General features: G+C 35.9%; 20 protein-coding genes and 1 pseudogene. 10 read left to right on the top strand and 11 right to left on the bottom strand.

Features of this window, described 5'->3' with window-relative positions:
- Nucleotides 1–158 precede the first annotated feature (158 nt).
- The gene (locus GTK57_RS13290; RefSeq protein ID WP_163124048.1) at nucleotides 159–1,319 is read right to left on the bottom strand and encodes a ribosomal protein uL16 3-hydroxylase; all 1,161 of its coding nucleotides are present in this window, start codon (nucleotides 1,317–1,319) and stop codon (nucleotides 159–161) included.
- Nucleotides 1,320–1,597: 278 nt separating this feature from the next.
- Here GTK57_RS13290 and GTK57_RS13285 point away from each other — a divergent pair, with 278 nt between their 5' ends.
- Nucleotides 1,598–3,703, top strand: a complete 2,106-nt coding sequence (locus GTK57_RS13285; RefSeq protein ID WP_163124045.1) for a TonB-dependent receptor family protein — start codon at nucleotides 1,598–1,600, stop codon at nucleotides 3,701–3,703.
- A gap of 111 nt (nucleotides 3,704–3,814) precedes the next feature.
- On the opposite strand, the gene GTK57_RS13280 is transcribed toward GTK57_RS13285, so the two are convergent.
- Together GTK57_RS13280 and GTK57_RS13275 are read right to left on the bottom strand one after the other, a co-directional pair.
- A complete protein-coding gene (locus GTK57_RS13280; protein ID WP_152875603.1) occupies nucleotides 3,815–4,408 on the bottom strand; it encodes a Maf family protein in 594 nt (197 codons plus the stop codon).
- Nucleotides 4,408–4,791: a DUF2237 family protein gene (locus GTK57_RS13275; protein WP_152875602.1), complete on the bottom strand. Its 384-nt coding sequence runs from the start codon at nucleotides 4,789–4,791 to the stop codon at nucleotides 4,408–4,410. The genes GTK57_RS13280 and GTK57_RS13275 overlap by 1 nt, the downstream gene beginning before the upstream one ends.
- A 140-nt stretch (nucleotides 4,792–4,931) precedes the next feature.
- Here GTK57_RS13275 and GTK57_RS13270 point away from each other — a divergent pair, with 140 nt between their 5' ends.
- From GTK57_RS13270 to GTK57_RS13255, 4 genes are all read left to right on the top strand, one after another.
- Complete coding sequence (locus GTK57_RS13270; protein ID WP_163124040.1) at nucleotides 4,932–6,119, top strand: phosphoglycerate kinase; 1,188 nt, start codon at nucleotides 4,932–4,934, stop codon at nucleotides 6,117–6,119.
- A gap of 131 nt (nucleotides 6,120–6,250) precedes the next feature.
- Entirely contained in the window at nucleotides 6,251–6,505 is a 255-nt protein-coding gene (locus GTK57_RS13265) for a hypothetical protein (protein ID WP_163124037.1), read from the top strand.
- A 147-nt stretch (nucleotides 6,506–6,652) separates the two neighbouring features.
- The gene (gene fba / locus GTK57_RS13260; protein ID WP_152875597.1) at nucleotides 6,653–7,690 is read left to right on the top strand and encodes a class II fructose-bisphosphate aldolase; all 1,038 of its coding nucleotides are present in this window, start codon (nucleotides 6,653–6,655) and stop codon (nucleotides 7,688–7,690) included.
- 98 nt (nucleotides 7,691–7,788) lie between these two features.
- Nucleotides 7,789–8,640 carry a DMT family transporter gene (locus GTK57_RS13255; protein ID WP_152875595.1) on the top strand — a complete coding sequence of 284 codons (852 nt, stop codon included), beginning with the start codon at nucleotides 7,789–7,791 and terminating at the stop codon, nucleotides 8,638–8,640.
- Here GTK57_RS13255 and GTK57_RS13250 read toward each other — a convergent pair.
- Both GTK57_RS13250 and nfsB read right to left on the bottom strand, forming a co-directional pair.
- Nucleotides 8,603–8,827, bottom strand: coding sequence for a hypothetical protein (locus GTK57_RS13250; RefSeq protein ID WP_152875593.1), 225 nt, complete (start codon nucleotides 8,825–8,827; stop codon nucleotides 8,603–8,605). The two genes, GTK57_RS13255 and GTK57_RS13250, sit on opposite strands and share 38 nt — an antisense overlap.
- A 91-nt stretch (nucleotides 8,828–8,918) precedes the next feature.
- Nucleotides 8,919–9,572 carry an oxygen-insensitive NAD(P)H nitroreductase gene (gene nfsB, locus GTK57_RS13245; RefSeq protein ID WP_152875592.1) on the bottom strand — a complete coding sequence of 218 codons (654 nt, stop codon included), beginning with the start codon at nucleotides 9,570–9,572 and terminating at the stop codon, nucleotides 8,919–8,921.
- Between the two features lie 869 nt (nucleotides 9,573–10,441).
- Between nfsB and GTK57_RS13240 the strand changes: the two genes are divergently transcribed.
- From GTK57_RS13240 to GTK57_RS13230, 3 genes and pseudogenes are all read left to right on the top strand, one after another.
- A complete protein-coding gene (locus tag GTK57_RS13240; RefSeq protein ID WP_163124034.1) occupies nucleotides 10,442–11,110 on the top strand; it encodes a hypothetical protein in 669 nt (222 codons plus the stop codon).
- Nucleotides 11,111–11,194: 84 nt separating this feature from the next.
- The gene (mgtA, locus tag GTK57_RS13235) at nucleotides 11,195–13,945 is read left to right on the top strand and encodes a magnesium-translocating P-type ATPase (protein ID WP_163124031.1); all 2,751 of its coding nucleotides are present in this window, start codon (nucleotides 11,195–11,197) and stop codon (nucleotides 13,943–13,945) included.
- Nucleotides 13,946–13,950: 5 nt separating this feature from the next.
- A pseudogene (locus GTK57_RS13230) lies at nucleotides 13,951–14,656 on the top strand (MgtC/SapB family protein).
- A gap of 25 nt (nucleotides 14,657–14,681) precedes the next feature.
- Here GTK57_RS13230 and GTK57_RS13225 read toward each other — a convergent pair.
- Complete coding sequence (locus GTK57_RS13225; RefSeq protein ID WP_163124028.1) at nucleotides 14,682–15,401, bottom strand: UDP-2,3-diacylglucosamine diphosphatase; 720 nt, start codon at nucleotides 15,399–15,401, stop codon at nucleotides 14,682–14,684.
- A 90-nt stretch (nucleotides 15,402–15,491) separates the two neighbouring features.
- Nucleotides 15,492–16,001, bottom strand: coding sequence for a peptidylprolyl isomerase (locus GTK57_RS13220; RefSeq protein ID WP_152873001.1), 510 nt, complete (start codon nucleotides 15,999–16,001; stop codon nucleotides 15,492–15,494).
- A gap of 166 nt (nucleotides 16,002–16,167) precedes the next feature.
- On the opposite strand from GTK57_RS13220, the gene GTK57_RS13215 reads away from it, so the two are divergent.
- On the top strand, nucleotides 16,168–17,895 hold the full coding sequence (locus tag GTK57_RS13215) for a glutamine--tRNA ligase/YqeY domain fusion protein (RefSeq protein WP_163124025.1): 1,728 nt from the start codon (nucleotides 16,168–16,170) through the stop codon (nucleotides 17,893–17,895).
- A gap of 59 nt (nucleotides 17,896–17,954) precedes the next feature.
- Here GTK57_RS13215 and GTK57_RS13210 read toward each other — a convergent pair whose 3' ends face one another.
- A complete protein-coding gene (locus GTK57_RS13210) occupies nucleotides 17,955–18,500 on the bottom strand; it encodes a lecithin retinol acyltransferase family protein (protein ID WP_163124022.1) in 546 nt (181 codons plus the stop codon).
- 105 nt (nucleotides 18,501–18,605) lie between these two features.
- On the opposite strand from GTK57_RS13210, the gene GTK57_RS13205 reads away from it, so the two are divergent.
- Complete coding sequence (locus GTK57_RS13205) at nucleotides 18,606–19,382, top strand: phosphodiester glycosidase family protein (RefSeq protein WP_163124019.1); 777 nt, start codon at nucleotides 18,606–18,608, stop codon at nucleotides 19,380–19,382.
- A 3-nt stretch (nucleotides 19,383–19,385) separates the two neighbouring features.
- Here GTK57_RS13205 and GTK57_RS13200 read toward each other — a convergent pair whose 3' ends face one another.
- The 3 genes from GTK57_RS13200 to trmA form a co-directional block, all read right to left on the bottom strand.
- Complete coding sequence (locus GTK57_RS13200) at nucleotides 19,386–19,631, bottom strand: hypothetical protein (protein ID WP_163124016.1); 246 nt, start codon at nucleotides 19,629–19,631, stop codon at nucleotides 19,386–19,388.
- Nucleotides 19,632–19,808: 177 nt separating this feature from the next.
- Complete coding sequence (locus GTK57_RS13195; RefSeq protein WP_152872991.1) at nucleotides 19,809–20,033, bottom strand: hypothetical protein; 225 nt, start codon at nucleotides 20,031–20,033, stop codon at nucleotides 19,809–19,811.
- Nucleotides 20,034–20,273: 240 nt separating this feature from the next.
- A complete protein-coding gene (trmA, locus tag GTK57_RS13190; protein ID WP_163124013.1) occupies nucleotides 20,274–21,356 on the bottom strand; it encodes a tRNA (uridine(54)-C5)-methyltransferase TrmA in 1,083 nt (360 codons plus the stop codon).
- Nucleotides 21,357–21,446 lie beyond the last annotated feature (90 nt).

Here is a 21,446-nt window from a genome sequence, read left to right as displayed (position 1 = left end):
ATCCGAAAAATTAAATATGTGCTAACACTGCAACTTTTCGACATAATTTTCAAGTGCTCATTTGTCACTTTGTAGATAAGCTTAATAAGATATGTAGTTGAAATATCAACAAATAAATCGAGTCTAGTCAAGGTTGTTAGCTAGACTCGATTGTAGCTTTATTCAGCAGGTACAAGCATAAGAATGGAATCATTCAGTAATTGAGCGATATCTTCTAAAATGTCTGCATCATATAAATCTTGGTTCAAATTGACAATTTGTCCATCTGCCAATTGTTTTAAATGCGCTGTGAATGCTTCAGAAACACAAACTCCTTCGCCATTTGCCCAGAATAAAACATCATCATCTTGTTCTGTATAAAGTAGGCGAGAAGAGGGTTCTAAACAAAGTTTGTAGCCTTCTTCTAATGCTTCTTCTAAATCGCCTGCGCCAATTTCTTCAGCTTCAGGGATATTTTCAGGATATTTAGGTTCAGACATTAAAGTCATAATTGCATCTTCAAGTACATTTGAGTTTTGAAGTTGCTCCATAATTTTATCTTTAAGATATTCTAATTCGTTACTGCTCACCTCACCAATAGAACCGACTTGGTCACGAATAATATCTATTAATGGATTGCGTAGAAGTTCATTTTCAGAAAATTTATCGCCCACACGATCCATCATATCGCTGACATTTGGCATACGGAAACCAAAAGAGAAGGTTAAACAGTCATCTTCAGCAACGCCATAATGTGACAAACCCGGTGGTACATACAGTAAATCGCCTGGTGCTAAAACTTCATCAAAGTGAATATCCATTTCAGCTAATAATTTAAGCGGTTGTCCTGCAACAAAATCAGTTTCAGCATCACACATTTGCCCCAACTGCCAACGACGATGTCCATAACCTTGCACTAGAAACACATCGTAAAAATCGAAGTGCTTACCTACAGAACCGCCTTTAGGTGCATAAGACACCATGATGTCATCACGGCGCCATTGTGGAATAAATGGAAATTTCTTCCAAAGTTCTGCAAGGTCAAAAGAATAATGATCTACAGCTTGAACCAACAAAGTCCAAAGCTTAGGCATCTTTTGAAAATCTGCTTTTAATAGTGGAGATGATTTTACCGACCATTGATTTGGATCGCGGTCTTTTTGCTTAATTAAACGAGCTGTGACATTTTCGTCTAATGCAAGCTCCATAACATCTTTTGGCTCTAAAAGACTTGCAATTTCAGGCATTGCATTACGAACAAGGAGCGGTTTTTTTTGCCAATATTCGGCAAGAAATTGTTCAGCGGTAATTCCACCTAAAACATCAAGAGTTTGGGACATAAAGATAACTACATAAAATTTTCTATATTGTCCCTTGAGTTCTATATAAGCGCAAGTTCAATGCATTGAAGATATGATTTTTATTCTTTCAAAATTGTTATGTTCATCTACGTTAAAAATAGGGTAATAAATAATAGGAGATAAATTTAGCGGGTTCTACATTGTTCAGTTTGTGTAAATAATTCTCATTTACTAATATATTTATATATCATACATTCTTTTATTAAAAATGCATTATTTCTCACAGATTCAAATGTATTCATCCATTAGGGAATATCATGAAACCACGACAATTTAGACTTTCAATATTAACAATTTGTTTATTATCAACATCAATTTATGCAGCAGGCAACAATACCAATATACTTGCACCAATTACACTTCAAGCGACGGGCAATTGGCTTGAAGATGCCAATGCAAATAAAGTTCTTAATCATGCAGGCGCACGTACGATCTTAAATAAACAAGAATTAGATGCGAAGGGTACAACGTCGGTTAAAGAAGCTTTACGTCAAATTCCGGGTGTGCAAGCACCTGAAAATGCAGGAACAGCGGGAAGTGATGCATCATTGAGTATCGGTGTTCGTGGTTTAACCTCCAGATTTTCACCACGTTCACAAATTATGGTCGATGGTGTTCCTTTGGCATTTGCACCTTATGGTCAGTCCCAATTATCACTAGCGCCAACAACCTTAGGTAATATTGAATCTATAGATGTAGTACGTGGTGCAGGTTCTGTACGCTTTGGGCCGCAAAATGTAGGCGGTATTATGAACTTTAATACTCGCGCTATTCCTAAAGATTTTGCAGGTACTGTTGATATGACGACAGAAATTGCAAAAAACGGTAACGTGAAATTTAATCCAAACTTATTTATAGGCGGAACAACAGAACAAGGCTTAGGTTTGGCTTTACTTTACTCGGGTGCAAATGGCGAAGGCTTTCGTGATAGCAACGACAAATCTAAAATTAATGATATTCGCTTAAAGGCAGCGTATGACTTTAATGATTATGAAAAAATCGAAGCAAATATACATCGTTATGATGCCGATGTAGATATGCCAGGTGGTTTAACGCCATCGCAATATGCTCAAAACCCATATCAATCTTTACGTAATGATGATTATATGAAAGGACATCGAACAGATGGTTCTATTAAATATAGTTATAAAAAAGATGACAATGCTTTTGAAGTTTTAGCTTATCACACAGATACTTTCCGAGATGCAGGCATGGAAAGAAGTGGATCTGAACTTTATCAAACTGCTCCGCGTAATTATAAAGTCACCGCAATTGAGCCTCGCTATTCACATGCTTATCAACTTGGTCAATCTCAAAATGAAGTGTCTGTAGGTTATCGTTATTTACATGAAACCAGTGAAGAGGCGGTAGATCGTGCAAATTACGATTCTATTTCAGGACCTGCGGAAAGTTTTGGTTGGACTAAAGCTGACGGTAAAACAGATGCACATGCATTTTATGTAGATAACCGTACAGATATTGGTGCATGGTCATTTACCCCAGGTGTACGTTTTGAAAAAATCAAAACCACTGAGAATATGTACAAACTGAATAAAGATTATTCGGTTATGAATGGCGTTCATGCAGCTAAGTCATATGATTCTGTATTGCCAAGTTTTTCTGTGATGTATAAAGCAAATGATCAATGGAATGTATTTGCCAATTACGGAAAATCTTTTGCACCGTTTCAATATAGCCAAATGGTAAATAATGATAAAAATGGTGCCTTTCTCACTATGGATGGTTTACAGCCTGAAAAAGCCGATAACTATGAAATTGGAACACATTATTTAGATGATTATTTATCTTTAGAGTTCACACTTTTCTACATTGATTTTGCAGATGAATTAAAACGAAATGATGCGACACAAACCTATTCAAATTTAGGTGCAACCAAGCATAAAGGTGCAGAATTAGGTTTTAAATATAATTTTGCTGGTCTCAATGATGCTTTAGAAAATGTATCGATGTATGCAAATGCGACATATACAAAAGCAACAGCATCTGCAGGAGAAAATGCAGGAAAAGATTTAGACTTTTATTCGAACTGGGTGGGTAATTTAGGTCTCGATTATAAGATTAATCATTGGACATTAAATACCAATATGTATTTCCAATCGGGTCAAACTGCTTCAGGTAAAAATGATGATACAGGACGCTATGGAAATATTTCAGGTTATGGCGTAGCAGGTATCCGTGCAGCCTATGATTTTTCAGATACAAGCTTAAAAGGTTTGAAAGTTGGTGTAGGCGTTAAGAATTTATTTGACCGTGAATTTTATACGCGTTCAGCAGATCAGACTGGTGGTATGTACGTAGGTCCATCACGAACGTATTATTTGCAAACATCATATGATTTTTAATTTTATAATTTGAAATTATATGTTTGATTTTTGATAGAAAATCTAGGGTTTAAAACACGATCTTTATTCGTAAGCTCTAATGTTTTAAACCCTATTACAATGAATACATCATTAGGGAACTTGAATATTTAATTCACGTAATATTCCACATAGTTTAATCATTGGCATGCCCATGAGCGTCGTTTGGTCTTGACCAATCATTTCTTCAAAAAGGCTAATCCCCAAGCTTTCACACTTAAAACTACCTGCACAATGTAAAGGTTGTTCTACTTCTACATAGCGTTCAATTTCAGCAAGCCCAAGTTTACGAAATTTCACTTTGTAGTGTTCAACTAAGGTTCTTTCGAAGCCTGAAGATTTCTGTTGTACGCTTAAAGCTGTACTGAAATATACAATTTTGTCAGAGTTTGCTTGAAGTTGTTTAATGGCTTTTTCATTACTTAAAGGTTTTCCAATAAAAATATCAGGAGCACCTTCACGCCAAGCGACTTGGTCTGAACCAATCACAATTGCATCTGGATATTGATCTGAAATAAATTTTGCTTTTTCAAAAGCAAGGCGCATTGCTAAATCATCGGCATGGTTTTCACCACGTGGAGATTCATCAATATCGGGAACAATAGATTGATATTCTATGCGTAAACGATCCATTAATTCTTTACGAGTTTGGCTACTTGAAGCCAAAATAAGTTGCATATTGTTCATTACACTGCGTAGTCCATAAGAACATCAAGCGGAACATAAGCTAATGCCGCTTGGTGACATGCTTGAATTTTAATGGGGGGTGCGCAACCATCTTGGTAGGCATCTACCCAACGGGTCACACAAATACACCAAAAGTCGCCTGGTTTTAAACCTGGGAAGCCTGCCTCAGGAAAAGGGGTAATTAAATCGTTACCAACTTTTTGAGAATAATTGAGAAATTCAGATGTCATTTGCGCACAAACAGTATGTTGACCTAAGTCTGTTGTGGCTGTGTGACAAAAGCCATTGCGGAAATATCCAGTAATTGGATCGAAGCAACAACTTGAAAGTGGCTCGCCAAGAACATTTAAACGATTGATATTTGGGTCTGGATGAATAGACATAAGTGCATTTTAGTAGTGACCTTGTCCTATCATAATCAAAAGTTTGGCTTTCTACATCTTTTATGCAAAAGAAGCTAAGCATTTTTTTGCATAATCATTTAAAATCTTGGCGAATTTAATATCTATACAGTGAGCTATACATGAACTTTCAGCGTATGACTGACCTCGACTTAGCAGGCAAGCGTGTTTTAATCCGTGAAGATTTAAACGTACCTGTTAAAAATGGTGTGATTACAAGTGATGCACGTTTACGCGCAGCATTACCAACAATTAAAGCTGCCGTAGCGAAAGGCGCAGCAGTAATGGTTTATTCTCACCTTGGTCGTCCTGTTGAAGGTGAGCCAAAAGCTGAACAATCTCTTGCACCAGTTGCTGCTTACTTAACAGAAGCATTAGGTCAAGACGTTAAACTTTTCACAGATTACCTAGATGGTGTAGAAGTAGAAGCAGGACAAGTTGTTCTTTTAGAAAACTGTCGTTTCAATGTGGGTGAAAAGAAAAACAACCCTGAACTTGCACAAAAATATGCAGCGCTTTGTGATGTGTTTGTGATGGATGCATTTGGTACAGCGCATCGTGCAGAAGCATCTACTGAAGGTGTTGCACGTTTTGCTAAAGTTGCAGCAGCAGGACCTTTACTTGCTACAGAATTAGATGCTTTAGGTCGTGCGCTTAAAAATCCTGAAAAGCCAATGGTTGCCATTGTTGCAGGTTCTAAAGTTTCAACTAAGTTAGATGTACTCACTTCACTTTCAGATATTTGTGATCAAATTATTGTTGGTGGTGGTATTGCAAATACATTCTTAGCAGCTGCGGGCTTCAATGTTGGTAAATCACTTTGCGAAAATGATTTAATCGACACAGCAAAAGCAATTGCTGCAAAAGTTTCTGTACCACTTCCTACAGACGTTGTTGTTGCAGATGCATCTGAAATTGATTTTGCAGATTTCTTGGGTTCATTGGCTGCGGCTAAAGCAGTTGTGAAGAAAGTTGAAGATGTAGCAGACAACGACATGATTCTTGATGTTGGTCCTGAAACAGCAAAAGCATTTGCAGAAATTATTAAAAACTCAAAAACAATCCTTTGGAATGGTCCTGTAGGTGTATTTGAAGTTGATCAATTTGGCGAAGGTACAAAAGCACTTTCATTGGCAATTGCAGAATCTAATGGTTTCTCTATTGCAGGTGGTGGCGATACTTTAGCAGCAATTGATAAATACGAAGTGGCTGATAAAATTGGTTATATCTCTACAGGTGGCGGTGCATTCCTTGAATTTGTTGAAGGTAAAACACTTCCTGCTGTAGCTGCACTTTTAGAACGCGCTTAATCGTTCATTCAAAGTGAAAAAAGGTTGGCTTCGGTCAGCCTTTTTTTGTTTAGATAATCGTCATAAAAATGCAACATCACTGTCATATTATGCCTTTAATGAATTCAATCATTCGATATAAGGTATGTGTGATGAAACAACAATTAGCATTGGCTGCATTATTAGCAACATCTTTAACTTTAGCAGCATGTTCAAAACAAGAACAGGCACCTGCATCAGAAGCCGATGCATCTGCAGTAGTTACAGAGTCTGCCCAAGCTACACCAGAACAACAAGCCGCAATTGATGCAATTGATAAACCTGTGTTAGATGAGAAAAATACAGATGTTCCTGCTGAAATTGCAAATGCACCTGCAGATGCTGCAACAGCGCATGAAGAAAAATAAGCCATAAAACTCGCTCAATAGGGCGAGTTATGGTTATTTTTGTAAAAGTCCTCACGATATGAGGACTTTTTTTTTAAAAGATACGAATTGTTGCTGAATTGAAACAAATCCCAATGTAGAATATGGGACATTACCTGGGAGGATATTATGGCTCTTATTTCATTGCGCCAGCTCTTGGATCACGCCGGCGAACATGCTTACGGCGTACCAGCATTTAACGTAAACAACTTAGAACAAATGCGTGCAATTATGTTAGCTGCTGATGCAACTAATTCACCTGTTATCGTACAAGCATCTGCCGGTGCTCGTAAGTATGCAGGCGCACCATTTTTACGTCACCTAATTTTGGCTGCAATTGAAGAATGGCCGCATATTCCAGTGGTTATGCACCAAGATCATGGTACAGACCCTGATGTATGTCAGCGTTCTATCCAATTGGGCTTTTCATCTGTAATGATGGATGGTTCTTTGGGTGCAGATGGTAAAACACCAACAAGTTACGAATACAACGTAGATGTAACTCGTCGTACAGTTCAAATGGCGCATGCTTGTGGTGTGTCGGTTGAAGGTGAAATTGGTTGCTTAGGTAGCCTTGAAACTGGTATGGCTGGTGAAGAAGATGGCGTAGGCGCAGAAGGCGTTCTAGATCATTCTCAACTTCTTACTTCTGTTGAAGAAGCACGTAGCTTCGTTGCAGATACAAATGTAGATGCATTGGCGATTGCTGTAGGTACTTCACATGGTGCTTACAAGTTCACTCGTCCACCTACAGGCGATATCTTAGCGATTGACCGTATTAAAGAAATTCATGCTGCGTTACCAAATACGCATCTTGTAATGCACGGTTCAAGCTCTGTTCCTCAAGAATGGTTAGCTGTAATCAATGAATTTGGCGGTAATATCGGTGAAACTTACGGTGTTCCTGTTGAGCAATTGGTTGACGCAATCAAACACGGTGTTCGTAAAATCAACATCGATACAGACTTACGTTTAGCGTCTACAGGTGCTATGCGCCGTATGATGGCTGAAAAACCAAGCGAATTTGACCCACGTAAATTCTTCTCTGCAACTGTTGATGCAATGAAACAAATTTGTATCGATCGTTATGAAGCATTTGGTACTGCGGGCAATGCTGACAAAATTCGTCCAATTTCTTTAGAGAAAATGGTTGAACGCTATAAATAATTGCGAAAGTAAGTGTTTATAAAAATAAAAGCCCACAAATTGTGGGCTTTTATTTAACAAAAAGAATTCTATAAGCAAAAACATAAGTAGATGAAAATATGGAATTAATACTTGCAGCTGCATTGTGTAGCGTCTTTGTCTCAATTTTTCTAAAAGTTATGAAAAATAGGGGATTTGACTCTATTCAAATGATCACTTGGAATTATGCGATTGCGAGTGTTTTGTGCTTTTTATGGTTTAAGCCAGATTTACAACATATTTCTTTGGTGAAAACGCCGTGGTTACTTATTATCGCTTTGGGTATTCTTTTACCGAGTGTTTTCTTATTTTTGTCTAAATCCTTACAAACAGCAGGTATTCTAAAAACAGAAATTGCTCAGCGATTATCTGTTGTTTTATCGCTTTTAGCTGCGTATTTTATTTTTAATGAACAATTCAATAATTTAAAAATTGCGGGAATAGTCTTAGGAATATTCGCAGTATTACTCATTTTACTCTCAAATAAATCTAAAGGCAGTGGTAGTAATCAAAGCATTGTGTATTTGGCTTTGGTTTGGGTGGGTTATGCCTTAATAGATGTATTGCTAAAATACACAACAGGTTTGGGTTTGCAGTTTTCTGTGGCTTTAAATTTGATGTTTATTTGTGCGTTTGTCTTATCTTTAAGTTATATTTTTATTAAATTTAAAAGTATTGGTCAATTTAAAAATATAGGCGCTGGCGCACTACTGGGTTTTATGAATTTTGCCAATATTGCATTGTATGTAAAAGCACACATGTTGTTAAAAGATAGTCCTGCTGTGGTTTTTGCAGGAATGAATATTCTTGTTGTCGTGTTTGGTGTTTTAAGCGGTTTAATCTTCTTTAAAGAGAGATTAAAAACCGCTTCGGGTATTGGTTTAGTTCTAGCTATTACAAGTGTTGCTTGCTTGGCTTATTCAATGATTTAAAAATACTACAGACTAAATCATAAGGATGTTTCAGTAAGTCATCTGGTTCTGCTGTACCCATAAGTAAGCCATTTTTATGGCAATGAGGGCAGTTGGGATAATGCAGCTCAGAATCTTTGTAATGTTGATAATACTGATGCTGACATGCAGAACATTCAAATTTTAAAGGCATAAGTGCAAGAGCCATATTTATTCTCCAGTTTTTTATTTTGTATAAAAAATAAGCAATAGCTATGCCAAAAAATAGGGACATGAAGTCCCTATTTTTTAGATTCTATTTAAAGATGAGTGAAAATTTCTTCAGCACTTAAACGTGATTTTGGCAACTTTGCATTAAAGTCATTTTCGCTATGGAAACCTAAAGTCATAATGACAGAAGGAACTAAACCTTTTTCTGCTAAGCCTAGTTCTTCGGAAATGATTGCTTCATCGAAACCGCCAATTGGCGTTGCATCTAGGTTTTCAATACCTGCTGTAAGTAGCATCTGCCCAAGCGCAATAAATGTTTGGTTTTCTGCCCAACGTTGAATATCACCTTTTTCATTACGGTAATAGTCTACATATCCTGTACGAGCATCTTTCTGGGCTTGTTTCGCGGTTTCATCTTTAAAGCGACCGCTTAAATCATCACGATTAAGTAGGTTTGCTAGGTGTTCTTTTGTAATGTCTGCTTTTGTACAGAATAAAATAGTATGTGAAGAATCTAGTACTTTGGGTGCGTTATAGGCGTATTTACCAATGAGTGCTTTGGCAATACGCTGTTTTGCAGCTATGTTGTCTGCAATAAAATAGTGCCAAGGCTGAATATTGATTGAAGATGGTGCAAAACGTAAAATTTCTAATAAACGTTCAAATTGTTCTTGAGAGATTTTTTTGCTTGAATCGTATGCTTTTGTTGCATATCGAGTTTTTGAAACGTTTAACAAATCCATGGAGTTGAATCCTCTTGTGTAATATTTCATATTTTACGCAATATCATTTTGGAAGTAATAGTAGAAGAATTACTGTTGTATATATTTCTATGTCTATATGTCACAGAGCTGAAATTTAAAATATTAGAATTATAAAAACAAGAAAAATGTACTTTAGTCGAGATTAAGTTATGGGGATCTTAATTGTATGACCTCAGAATATTAATTTAATTATTAAGTAATTCTTAAAAATAAGAGGTGTTTAAAGTTGCACTTATTATTGTTATTTTGAATTGATTTTTAGTTTTTAATCGCCTATAAAGATTAAAAAAGAGAGCAATTAAAGTTCAGATTTGAGTCTGAGTGAGGAGCTTTTTATTCGTTGGTTTTGCCTATGTGAAAAAACTGATTTAAATTTGAACTGTAATATTATTGTGAGAAAAATACATTAAATACAACTCTTAAATTAGATTAAAAGGTTAATTTTAGATATAACGTATATATATGGTCAGGGAAAATATGAGTTTTTTTGTACCAGTGAAAGAGCTCAAGAATGATTTATATTTTTATATTAGAAAATTATGATTTTTCTAATACTGTATTTCTCACTAAAAATTTAACTAGGAATTAATTTTTTTTTTAAATATACTGCCTTCGAATTTTTAAAAGCGGAGACCCTCTGTGGGAAGTTGTCAAAGTTGTAGGTGTTTTAATAACACAGATTTATCCATCTAAACGCAACAGACTCCACAAAGGATGCTGTCTTGCAATGAGATGGCTTAAGTCCAATAAAAGCTTATACTTTAATGAAAATAATCATTTTATCATTTTGATAACGTGATTGTTTATCTCACTTGGTCATATTCCGCCTCAGTGATGGGGAGTATCGTGTGCCTTATATTTTCTTTACAGCATCATTTTATGTATCGCTTCTGTTTTTAGCCGTATTTGGGCAAAAAACGTGGGCGGCACCTTTGTTAATTACCGATGATGCGGGAATTGTAGATGTTAATCAGTGTCAAATTGAGCTATCACACAATTCACGAAATCATTCAAGTAATATTGAATTAACACCTGCATGTAATTTATTTAACCAATTGGAGTTTTCTGTACCATTATCTTCGGAAGATGGTTTAAATAGTTATGCATTTCAAATAAAAAAGCCTTTGATTATGCATGATTATTTTGCTGTCGCAGCGAGTGTACAATATCAACCAAAACAGAATGAGACTTTGGAACAGTGGCAATTTAATGTGCCATTATCACTATATCTTGCTGAAAGTTTACAGTTGGATGTGAACATGGGATGGACTCAATCTGATCATCATTTAGATAAGATGTGGAGTCTGGCATCTACATGTAACTTCAATGAACTCAATAAGTTGAGTTTGGAATTCTACAAGTCTGATTCAGACTCGGTTACATCTACACAGCTTGTATATCACTATCAAATCATACCAGAAAAACTATCTATCTATACCTCATATGGGCAAACGCTACAGTCTAAGCCTCCCTCATGGGTTGGTATTGGCCTAAGCTGGGCTTCTGCTTCCTTCTAAATTTAGTTTACATCCTTACATAAAAGTTGGTTTTACCTTTGGTAAAGCTAAGAGATTTCTATTGTCTAAAGTAGGAGAATCGACATGATTCGCAACCTCTGGCAACAAATATTTTTACGTTTTTTGAAAAAATTTCATCTAACACAACATTTTTTAAAAGCTACATCGCTACGTGAATTGCAACAATCTAGTTATGCGCAACAGGTTGGAGAACAACTTTCACAAAAATTGAAACATGATGCATTGAAAGACACAGAGGAACTTTTTATAGATTTAAAAACTCACTCTGATGGATTATATGAAGATGAAGTTGATAGTCGTCTTCAAAAATATGGCATTAATGAGCTGAATCATGAAAAGCCATTGCAATGGTGGCAACACCTTTGGTACTGCTATAAAAACCCTTTCAATATTTTGTTAACGATTTTAGCAATTATTGCAGCATTGACTGAAGACACAGAAGGTACAATCATTATTTCTATTATGGTGATTTTATCGACTTTACTACGTTTTTGGCAGGAAGCTAAATCTAATAAAGCTGCGGATACTTTACGGTCAATGGTGAGTAATAAGTCTCACGTAATACGCAGAAGAAAGGATACTAAATCAACACCATTAGCAACTGATGTTGATGATTTAGGACAATCTAAGACTATTGAAATTCCAACAAAATATTTGGTTCCTGGTGATATTATCAAACTTTCAGCAGGTGATATGGTTCCTGCAGATTGTCGAATTATATTTGCAAAAGACTTATTTGTTTCTCAAGCAACAATGACTGGCGAATCAATGCCTGTAGAAAAATTTGCAACGCATTTACAGCAAGATGTAAGTAATGCGATGTCTTTGGATAATATTGTTTTTATGGGAACCAATATTGTCTCTGGTACTGCAACCGCAGTTGTACTAACAACAGGAAATCAAACATATTTTGGTGCTATTGCTAAAAGAGTAACGAATAATGATCGTGTGACAACTTCATTTCAATTGGGGGTTAACCAAGTTAGTTGGCTGTTAATTCGCTTTATGTTGGTTATGGCACCCATTGTATTATTCATTAATGGATATACAAAAGGTGATTGGTCTGAAGCACTGTTATTTGCTTTGTCTGTAGCTGTTGGTTTGACACCTGAAATGTTACCCATGATTGTGACTTCAACCTTGGCTAAAGGTGCAGTCTTTCTGTCGCGTAAAAAAGTTATTGTAAAGCGGTTAGATGCAATTCAAAATTTTGGTGCAATGGATGTTCTTTGTACAGATAAAACAGGTACATTAACACAAGATAAAATTATTTTATCTAAGCATATTGATGTAATGGGAGATCATTCTGATCATGTACTTTTATTAGCATATATTAATAGTTACTATCAAACAGGATTGAAAAATTTACTTGATGTTGCAGTGCTAGAGCATGCTAATACAGAAATAAAAATGGAGAAGCTTCGCTATAGTAAATTAGATGAAATCCCTTTTGACTTTGAACGTCGACGGATGTCGGTTATTGTTAATACACCACAAAAGAACGTTAGAATTATTACGAAAGGCGCAGTTGAAGAAATGCTTCAAATTTGTAGCCAAGTAGAAATTAATCATAAAATTGTTGATTTAACTCCTGAGCTTATTCATAAAATCCAAAAGAATAGCCAAAGCTATAATAGTGATGGATTGCGTGTTATTGCCTTGGCATATCTTGATGTTGAGTCTCAAAAAACCGACTTTTCTGTTGCAGATGAAAGTAATCTAATATTGTGCGGGTTCTTAGCATTTTTAGACCCTCCAAAAGATAGTTCACGTCAGGCAATAAAAGCTTTAGATGATCATGGTGTAACAGTTAAAGTTTTAACTGGAGATAATGAATATGTTACACAAAAAGTTTGTGCGGATATTGGTCTAAAAAGCGACAAAGTTATACTTGGTGATCATATAGATGAGATGGATGATCAGGCTCTTAAAGAAGCTGTTCAAAAATATCATATTTTTGCTAAATTAAGTCCATTGCATAAAGAACGAATTGTCATACAGCTCAAGCAAAATGGACATGTTGTTGGATTCTTAGGTGATGGTATTAATGATGCTGCCGCGTTAAGAACAGCAGATATTGGTATTTCTGTAGATACAGCTGTAGATATTGCGAAAGAGTCAGCCGATCTTATTTTACTTGAAAAAAGCTTAATGGTATTAGAGCAAGGCGTTTTAGAAGGAAGACGAACATTTGCTAATATGTTGAAATACATAAAAATGACGGCAAGTTCAAACTTTGGTAACGTTTTTTCTGTATTGGTTGCTAGCGCATTCTTGCCTTTCTTACCTATGTTACCAATACACTTATTGCTACAAAACTTACTATATGATGTATCTCAAATTGCAATTCCATTTGATAATGTTGATGAAGAGCTTTTAAAAGAACCTCAACGTTGGCAACCAAAAGAAATTGGTCGTTTTATGATCTTTTTTGGTCCAATTAGTTCGATCTTTGATATATTGACTTTTGCTCTTATGTGGTATGTTTTTTCAGCAAATACAGTTGAGAATCAAACATTATTTCAATCGGGTTGGTTTGTTGTTGGTTTGCTCACCCAAACACTTATTGTACATATGATTCGTACATCAAAAATACCTTTCATTCAAAGTCGCGCTGCTTTGCCACTTATTGTAATGACGGTCATTATTATGTGTATTGGTATATTCTTACCAATGGGACCTTGGGCGGAATACGTTAAATTACAAGCATTACCACTTCAATACTTTATTTACTTACCACTCATTTTATTGGCTTATATGCTGTTAACTCAAATGATGAAGAGTTTCTATGTTAAGCGTTATGGTTGGCAATAAGACATATGAAGTTTCTAGAGTATATTCATATTGATAAAATCGCAGATACTTTTTTAAGTCTATTAACAGCCTTTATATTAGGTGGTTTAATCGGATTTGAAAGACAGTATCGGCAACGAACTGCAGGCCTGCGCACCAATGTTTTGGTTGCGTTAGGCGCTGCCATCTTCGTAGATATTGCAGTTTCGCTACATGGGAGCGATGGTGCTGTTCGTGTAATAGCTTATGTTGTATCTGGCATCGGTTTTTTAGGAGCTGGTGTCATTATGCGGGAAGAAGGTAATATTCATGGTTTAAATACTGCTGCAACTTTATGGTGTTCTGCTGCAATTGGTGCTGCTGCAGGTTCTGACTTAATTGCAGAAGCTATATTAGCGACTATATTTATTCTTGCTGCAAATATTTTATTGCGTCCAATTGGCCATGCAATTGACCGTAGACCTTTAGATGATGAATCTGAACTTCTAAATGTTATTTATATCATTTGTGATAGGAGATTTAGTAAGCAGGTGATGGATAGATTAAATGAAGCTTTAAATCGGTACAATTATCCACCACAAGATATTGAGGTTGATCTTTTTGGTGAGGAGGATGTGGAGATTGCAGCAACTTTAATTGCAACATCAACAAATGCTGAGGATATTACTCAAATTATTAAATGATATGCCAGAAGTGAGACATGCTTATTTAGACAAGAATAGTATAGCTTAATTAGGCATAATTTTAATCACGTTTATCAATACCTCCAAGTTGTTAATGTAACTTTAGAGGTATTGATAGGGGTTTGAACTTCTAATATTTGTGCTTCATGTTCGCGCCAATCACCTAAAACAATTCTTTTTTTCCCATTTACATCATGAATTTGGGGGCGGTGAGTATGACCGTGAATCAGTAAATCTACTTGCTTCAAAGCATCTTCTACAGCATGTTGATTCACATCCATAATGTCATAAGACTTTAATTCTTTAGTTTCGGAACTTTTTTTACGAAAGCCGTTGGCAAGTTTTTGTCTAAAACTTAAAGGCATACTTTTTAAAAAGCCTAAAAGTAGCGGATTGCGAATAACTTTACGAAACTTTTGATAAGAGATATCATCTGTGCAAAGTAAGTCGCCATGTTCTAGGCGAATTTTCACATGAGAAAGTTCTAAATAATCGACATCTTTTAATAAGTGACCATTAAATTTATTTAAAAATTTTTGACCAAGTGCAAAATCCCGATTACCAAATTGGAAATAAATTTCATTTCCAGATGCATTAAATTTTTGCAGTGCTAAAACAATTTCATCTAGCCATGGGGCGCTGTAATCATCGCCAATCCAAGCATTAAACCAATCACCAAGAATATAAAGTTGTGTGTTTTTATTTTCGTATTCTTTTAACAAATCCAAAAACCCTCTAACAAGTAGAGGGTGATCGGGTGACAAATGTAAATCTGAGATAAACAGATAGGTCACGAATCTTTTCCTTTTTAGAATCTCCCTAAATCCCTCTTTATAAAAGAGGGACTTTCTCCTCCCTTTAAAAAGGGAGGTCGGGAGGGATTCTTATTCAGAAATGATTTTAGCAGATTCGATTACAACGTTCTCTAAAGGAACATCTGCATGGTAACCGCGGTTGCCAGTACGAACGCCTTTAATTGCATTCACAACATCTAAACCTTCAGTTACTTTACCAAATACTGCATAACCCCAACCTTGAGCAGTTTTGCCAGAGTGGTTAAGGAAACCGTTGTTGCCAACGTTAATGAAGAATTGAGCAGAAGCAGAGTGAGGTGCTTGAGTACGCGCCATAGCGATTGTACCCAAATCGTTTGTTAAGCCGTTGTCAGCTTCGTTTTCGATTGCATCACGTGTTGCTTTTTCTTTGAAGTTTTCATCCATGCCACCGCCTTGGATCATGAAACCATCAATTACACGGTGGAAAATCACGCCATCATAGAAACCGTCACGAACGTATTCTAAGAAATTAGCAACTGTGATAGGTGCTTTTTCAGCATTCAGTTCAAGAACAATACGGCCTTTATTGGTGTTTAATTCAACTTGAGGAAAACTCATTGTGTAATCTCCTTTACATGGACATGAAAGCCATGGGTTTTTTGGTTGTGAGAAGCATAAGCAAACTGTAAACTACAAGGCAAGTAAAAACGTTATTTTCTTTGTTAAAAATACAGAAAAGCGTTTTAATTATCCAATTTTTTATTTTAAAAGTGATTTTACTACTATGAAGCCAAATGATGTTGTTTCATCTCTGCCGAACAATCCGACACCAAGTAACAATGCCTCTGTCGATGCTGTGCAGCAAGAACAACAGCCAGGCTTGGACTTTGTACGTCAAGTCATTACAGACGATTTAGATGCTGGCCGCGCACAACAAGTTGTAACACGTTTCCCGCCAGAACCAAATGGTTACTTGCATATTGGTCACGTGAAGGCAATTTGCTTAAACTTTGGTATCGCAAAAGAGTTCGAAGGTTTATGTAACCTTCGTTTTGACGATACAAACCCAGATGCCGAAGAACAAGAATATGTTGATGGTATTGCCAATGACGTGAAATGGTTAGGTTTTGAATGGAATGGCGAACCACGTTATGCATCTAGCTATTTCGATCAGCTTTATACATGGGCTGTTCAATTGATTCAGCAAGGCGATGCTTATGTAGATTTACAAACTGCTGAAGAAATTCGCTTAAACCGAGGTAACTTTGTAGATCTTGGTAAAAACTCTCCGCAACGCGATGCAACTATCGAAGAAAACTTAGCGCGTTTTGAACAAATGCGTAATGGTGAGTTAGGTGAAGGACAAGCTGTTCTACGTGCCAAAATTGATATGGCATCTCCAAACATCCATATGCGTGATCCTATTTTGTACCGCGTACTTCATTCTGAACATCATCAAACAGGTGATAAATGGAAGATGTACCCAATGTACGACTATGCGCATCCATTATCAGATGCCATTGAAGGTGTAACGCATTCACTTTGTACATTAGAGTTTGTCGATCATCGTCCATTTTATGACTGGGTTGTAGAGAAAGTTAAATCTCCTGCTGTTCCACATCAGTATGAATCTAGCCGTTTAAATGTCGATTACACCATTACTTCTAAACGTAAGCTTCGTAAGCTTGTAGAAGGTGGCTTTGTAACTGGTTGGGATGACCCTCGTATGCCTACAGTTGTTGGTATGCGTCGTCGTGGTTTTACGCCAGAAGGTTTACGTGATTTTTGTAAGCGTGTGGGTGTAACCAAAGTTGATGGCAGTATTGTAGATGTTGCAATGCTTGAATACTGCATTCGTCAATCTTTAGAAAATACCGCAGCGCGTGGTATGGCGGTGTTAAATCCACTTAAAGTGACTTTAACGAATTTGCCTGAAGCGATGGATTTGGTTCATTCACGTCATCCAAACGTAGATATGGGTGAACGTGTTATTCCGTTAACATCTGAAATTTATATCGATCGTAAAGACTTTGAAGAAGTCCCACCAAAAGGTTTTAAGCGTTTAACGACAGATGGTGAAGTACGTTTACGTCATGCTTATGTAATTAAGTGCGATGAAGTGATTAAAGATGAAAATGGTGAAGTTGTAGAACTTAAATGTTCAATTGATCCTGAAACTTTAGGTAAAAATCCTGAAGGCCGTAAAGTAAAAGGTGTTGTACATTGGGTTTCTGCTACTAAAGGTATTCCTGCAGAAGTTCGTATCTACGATCGTTTATTCACAGAGTCTGATCCTGAAGTGGGGGGTGACTTCCTTGCAAACTTAACGCCTGAATCACTTAAAGTGGTTCAAGCGGTAATTGAGCCTGCATTGGCACAAGCAAACCCTGAAGATCGTTTTCAGTTTGAACGTGAAGGTTACTTTGTAGCAGATCAACATGATCATACAAGCGGAAAACCTGTGTTTAACCGTATTTTAGATTTAAAAGATAGCTTTAAACCTGCGAAGTAATTTCGTGAAATAAAAAAACCGCCTAAATGGCGGTTTTTTTATTGAGAAAAAACTTAAAATTACCGATTTTTGTGGTCTTGTTCTTTTAACTGAAAATAAGCTGCAAGCTGTGCTTTTTGCGCTTTGGCTTTTTCACGTAACTTTTTCTTAATATATAAAACTAAGGCTAAGCATGTTGTGGTCACTGTAAGCATCATGCTGTTCATATAACTCATGACTGAACTAACGTAGCCAATAGTTGTTAAGCGATTCATCATCTTAATGACTTGTGGACTGCTTTCTACACCTGTAATTGCCCACGTACATAAGTGTTCGCAGTTATTAATAATAAGATGATAGTTATTTTCATGCATGCGGCTACGCATACGGCGTACCACTTTACGACCTGTGTATCTAGGGTTGTTGTATTTTTGGACTTTTATAGGTTTCCCGAAACTGAACTTGTCCATTGAGGTGATTTCAATAGGGTGTTTTTTAAAAAAATGGGCAAAACCTGAATAATGAATGACACGCCCACGACCAGCGTAAATCCCGTGATGGGTATAGCCAAAGTGGGTAACAATGAGATGAGACCCTAATGGAAATCGCTTTTTCTGCTGTTGCATTGACGTATTTACCAATAAAGTTACAAATGTATTTTAAGTTGATATTTTACAGCGTTTGATTTCAGATTACGATAGCGCTATGCGAATACAAACATCATGATACAAATGCCAAAACTCACAATAAAAAAGAAAATTCAGAAAATTGTATATGTCGTAATTTTAGCGACTTTGTCGAGTACATTACAAGCCGAGTTTCAGACATGGATGTTTAAGAATAACGATATTGATGCAGATGTGATTTTTCTATCAAATAGCAAAAATTTAAAATTATTTTTAAAAAAACCTGAAAATGGGTCAATGTATAAAACATTTCAAAATGTAGAAAATAGTCTAAGCAATTGTGAGAGAATTAATTTTTTGATGAACGCAGGAATGTTTCATTCAAATTATGAACCTGTAGGGTTGTATATAGAAAAAGCGGAAGAAAAATATTCAATCAATACACAAATTAAAGGATTTGGTAATTTTTTTATTCAACCCAATGGCATATTTGCATGGAATGAAAATAAATTTGATATCTTTACTACGCAAGAATTCTCTCAATCATTAGAAAAATATCAATATGCCACTCAGTCGGGTCCAATGTTGATAATGAATGGACAGATTAATACTCACTTTGTAAAAAACTCAAATTCTTTGAAAATTCGTAACGGTGTGGGAGTTAATGAGCAGGGTATCTACTTTGTGATTAGCAATAAGAAGATTAATTTTTATAATTTTGCAAATTTTTTCAAAACAGAATTAAACGTAAATAAAGCACTTTATTTAGATGGTTCAATATCTGCCGCCCTAATTCCTCAATTAGGACGATATACGCAATATCGCTATATAGGCCCAATGATTGCAGATATCGACGGGACTCAATGTTTAATAGGGAAATAGGGCTTATTTGCTGAGTTCTAGAATAGAGTTTTGAGAAGCGCAAAGTTGAGTCGCTGTTTTTGGATCCATCTGGCTAATTTTTTCTTCAAAATCCGTTTTTCTTTGTGCTAATTCCTCTTTGGGAACACCTAACTTTTTACCAAATTTCTCCATTTTGTTCCAAGACTCTTGGCACTCGCTTGGCATTTTGCTGCAAGCCGTTAAAGATGCAAGTGTAATCCCCATACCTAGTAAAATGAGATTTTTCATATTTATCCTTAGTCTTTTTTATGTGTTTATTTTAAGCACTTTAATTAAATCATAAAAAACGAAGATATGTAAATTATCTAAAACATGAGGATATGAATTCTGCAGATATCTTTAGATAGACCATAAAAAGAAGGTATTTAGTCTTAGACTAAATACCTTCTTGGTCATTCTTCACTACTATTGTAGTGGTAAATGCTGAAGTTCATTTAACTCTTTACGGCTATAACCTCGAGAGGCTAAAACCTTTTTAATGCCGACAATTACATCTTCATCTGTTGCTTTAGATAAAGCTTCAATTAATTGTTCATTTGTCTTACAAGAGCAATCATTTTCAACACAAGAAATTTGGTTCTTATGTTCGTTGTGTTGTTCATTCGAGAACAACTTTTGCCAAAAACTCATAGAGCCTTCATACGCAACCTAACATAGATCGAAATATAGCCAAATTAAAAAATAATGCAAGTCCTGTTGATAGATTATTTCACCACTTGAACGGGTTATTTTTGTAACATTGGCTTAAAGAGTAGACAGTTTTTATGTTTTTACGTATCTATAATTATAAGTTATTCATTTATATGAAATAAAAAAGAGGTGTGGATTTACACCTCTTTGATGACATTACTATTTCATGAAACAAATTGTTTAAATTTTTTCAAGTAATACGCCAGATTCTACGTGATGCGTATATGGGAATTGGTCGAACATTGCAAATTTAGTAATACGATGTGTTTGACTTAATAATGCAAGATTGTCATGTAAAGTATCGGGGTTACATGAAATGTAAATAATGCGTTCAAAGCGCTGTAATAGCTTTAAAGTGTCATCATCAATACCTGCACGTGGTGGATCTACAAACACAGTATTGAAGTCATAGCTTGAAATATTTATTTCAGCTTCTTCTAAGCGTCTAAATTCACGTTCGCCATTGTAGGCTTGAGTAAATTCTTCAGCAGATAAACGTGCCACTTGAATGTTGTCTATTGCATTCTTTTCAATATTCCACTGTGCTGCATATACAGAAGACTTTGCAAGTTCTGTCGCCAATACACGGTTAAACTTTAAAGAAAGCGGAAGGGTAAAGTTACCATTCCCACAATAGAGTTCTAATAAGTCTTTATCTGTTTTTTCTGCACAATTACATGCCCATTCAAGCATTTTTTGACACACTTGAGCATTTGGCTGAGTAAAGCTACTTTCAATTTGTTTGTATGCAAATTTGCGGTCAAAAACTTGTAGTTCTTCTACCACATAATCTTCAGTCAAAATAACTTTTTGACCACGGCTACGACCAAAAATTTTGATATTAAGCTGTTCTGATAATGCTTTTGCTGCAATTTCCCATTCTTCTTCAAGTTTGCAATGGTAAATAAGCGTGACAAGCATTTCACCGCTTAATGTCGCAAGAAAATCGACTTCAAATAAGCGTTTTGCAAGAATAGGTTCTGCTTTTAAAGCTTCGAGCAGTTTTGGCATTAATAGGTTAATGCTTAAGTCTGCAATTGGAAATTCATCAATACGGACAACTTGTTTTTGATTGTCTTCATCGCGCTCAAACATTGCATAAAACATATCATCATCTGTATGCCAAATACGGAATTCTGCACGCATACGGAAGTTTTGTTCAGGTGATGCAAATACTTCTAATGAGGGAGGATTAAATTCGGCAAATTGCGCTGAAATACGTTCAACTTTTGCTTCAAGTTGTTGCTGATAAGATGAAGTCATAATGCAGTAAAAATCACAGACATGTTCAAAACAGGGATGTTAACAAAGTTTGCAGTTGAACACTAAAGGAATTGGTAAAAATCTCGAAAA

The organism is Acinetobacter portensis (assembly GCF_010646905.1).
In the GTDB taxonomy this organism is placed as follows: Bacteria; Pseudomonadota; Gammaproteobacteria; order Pseudomonadales; family Moraxellaceae; genus Acinetobacter; species Acinetobacter portensis.
Note: the sequence above shows the minus strand (reverse complement) of the source record. Positions and strands in the feature narration are given on the sequence as shown.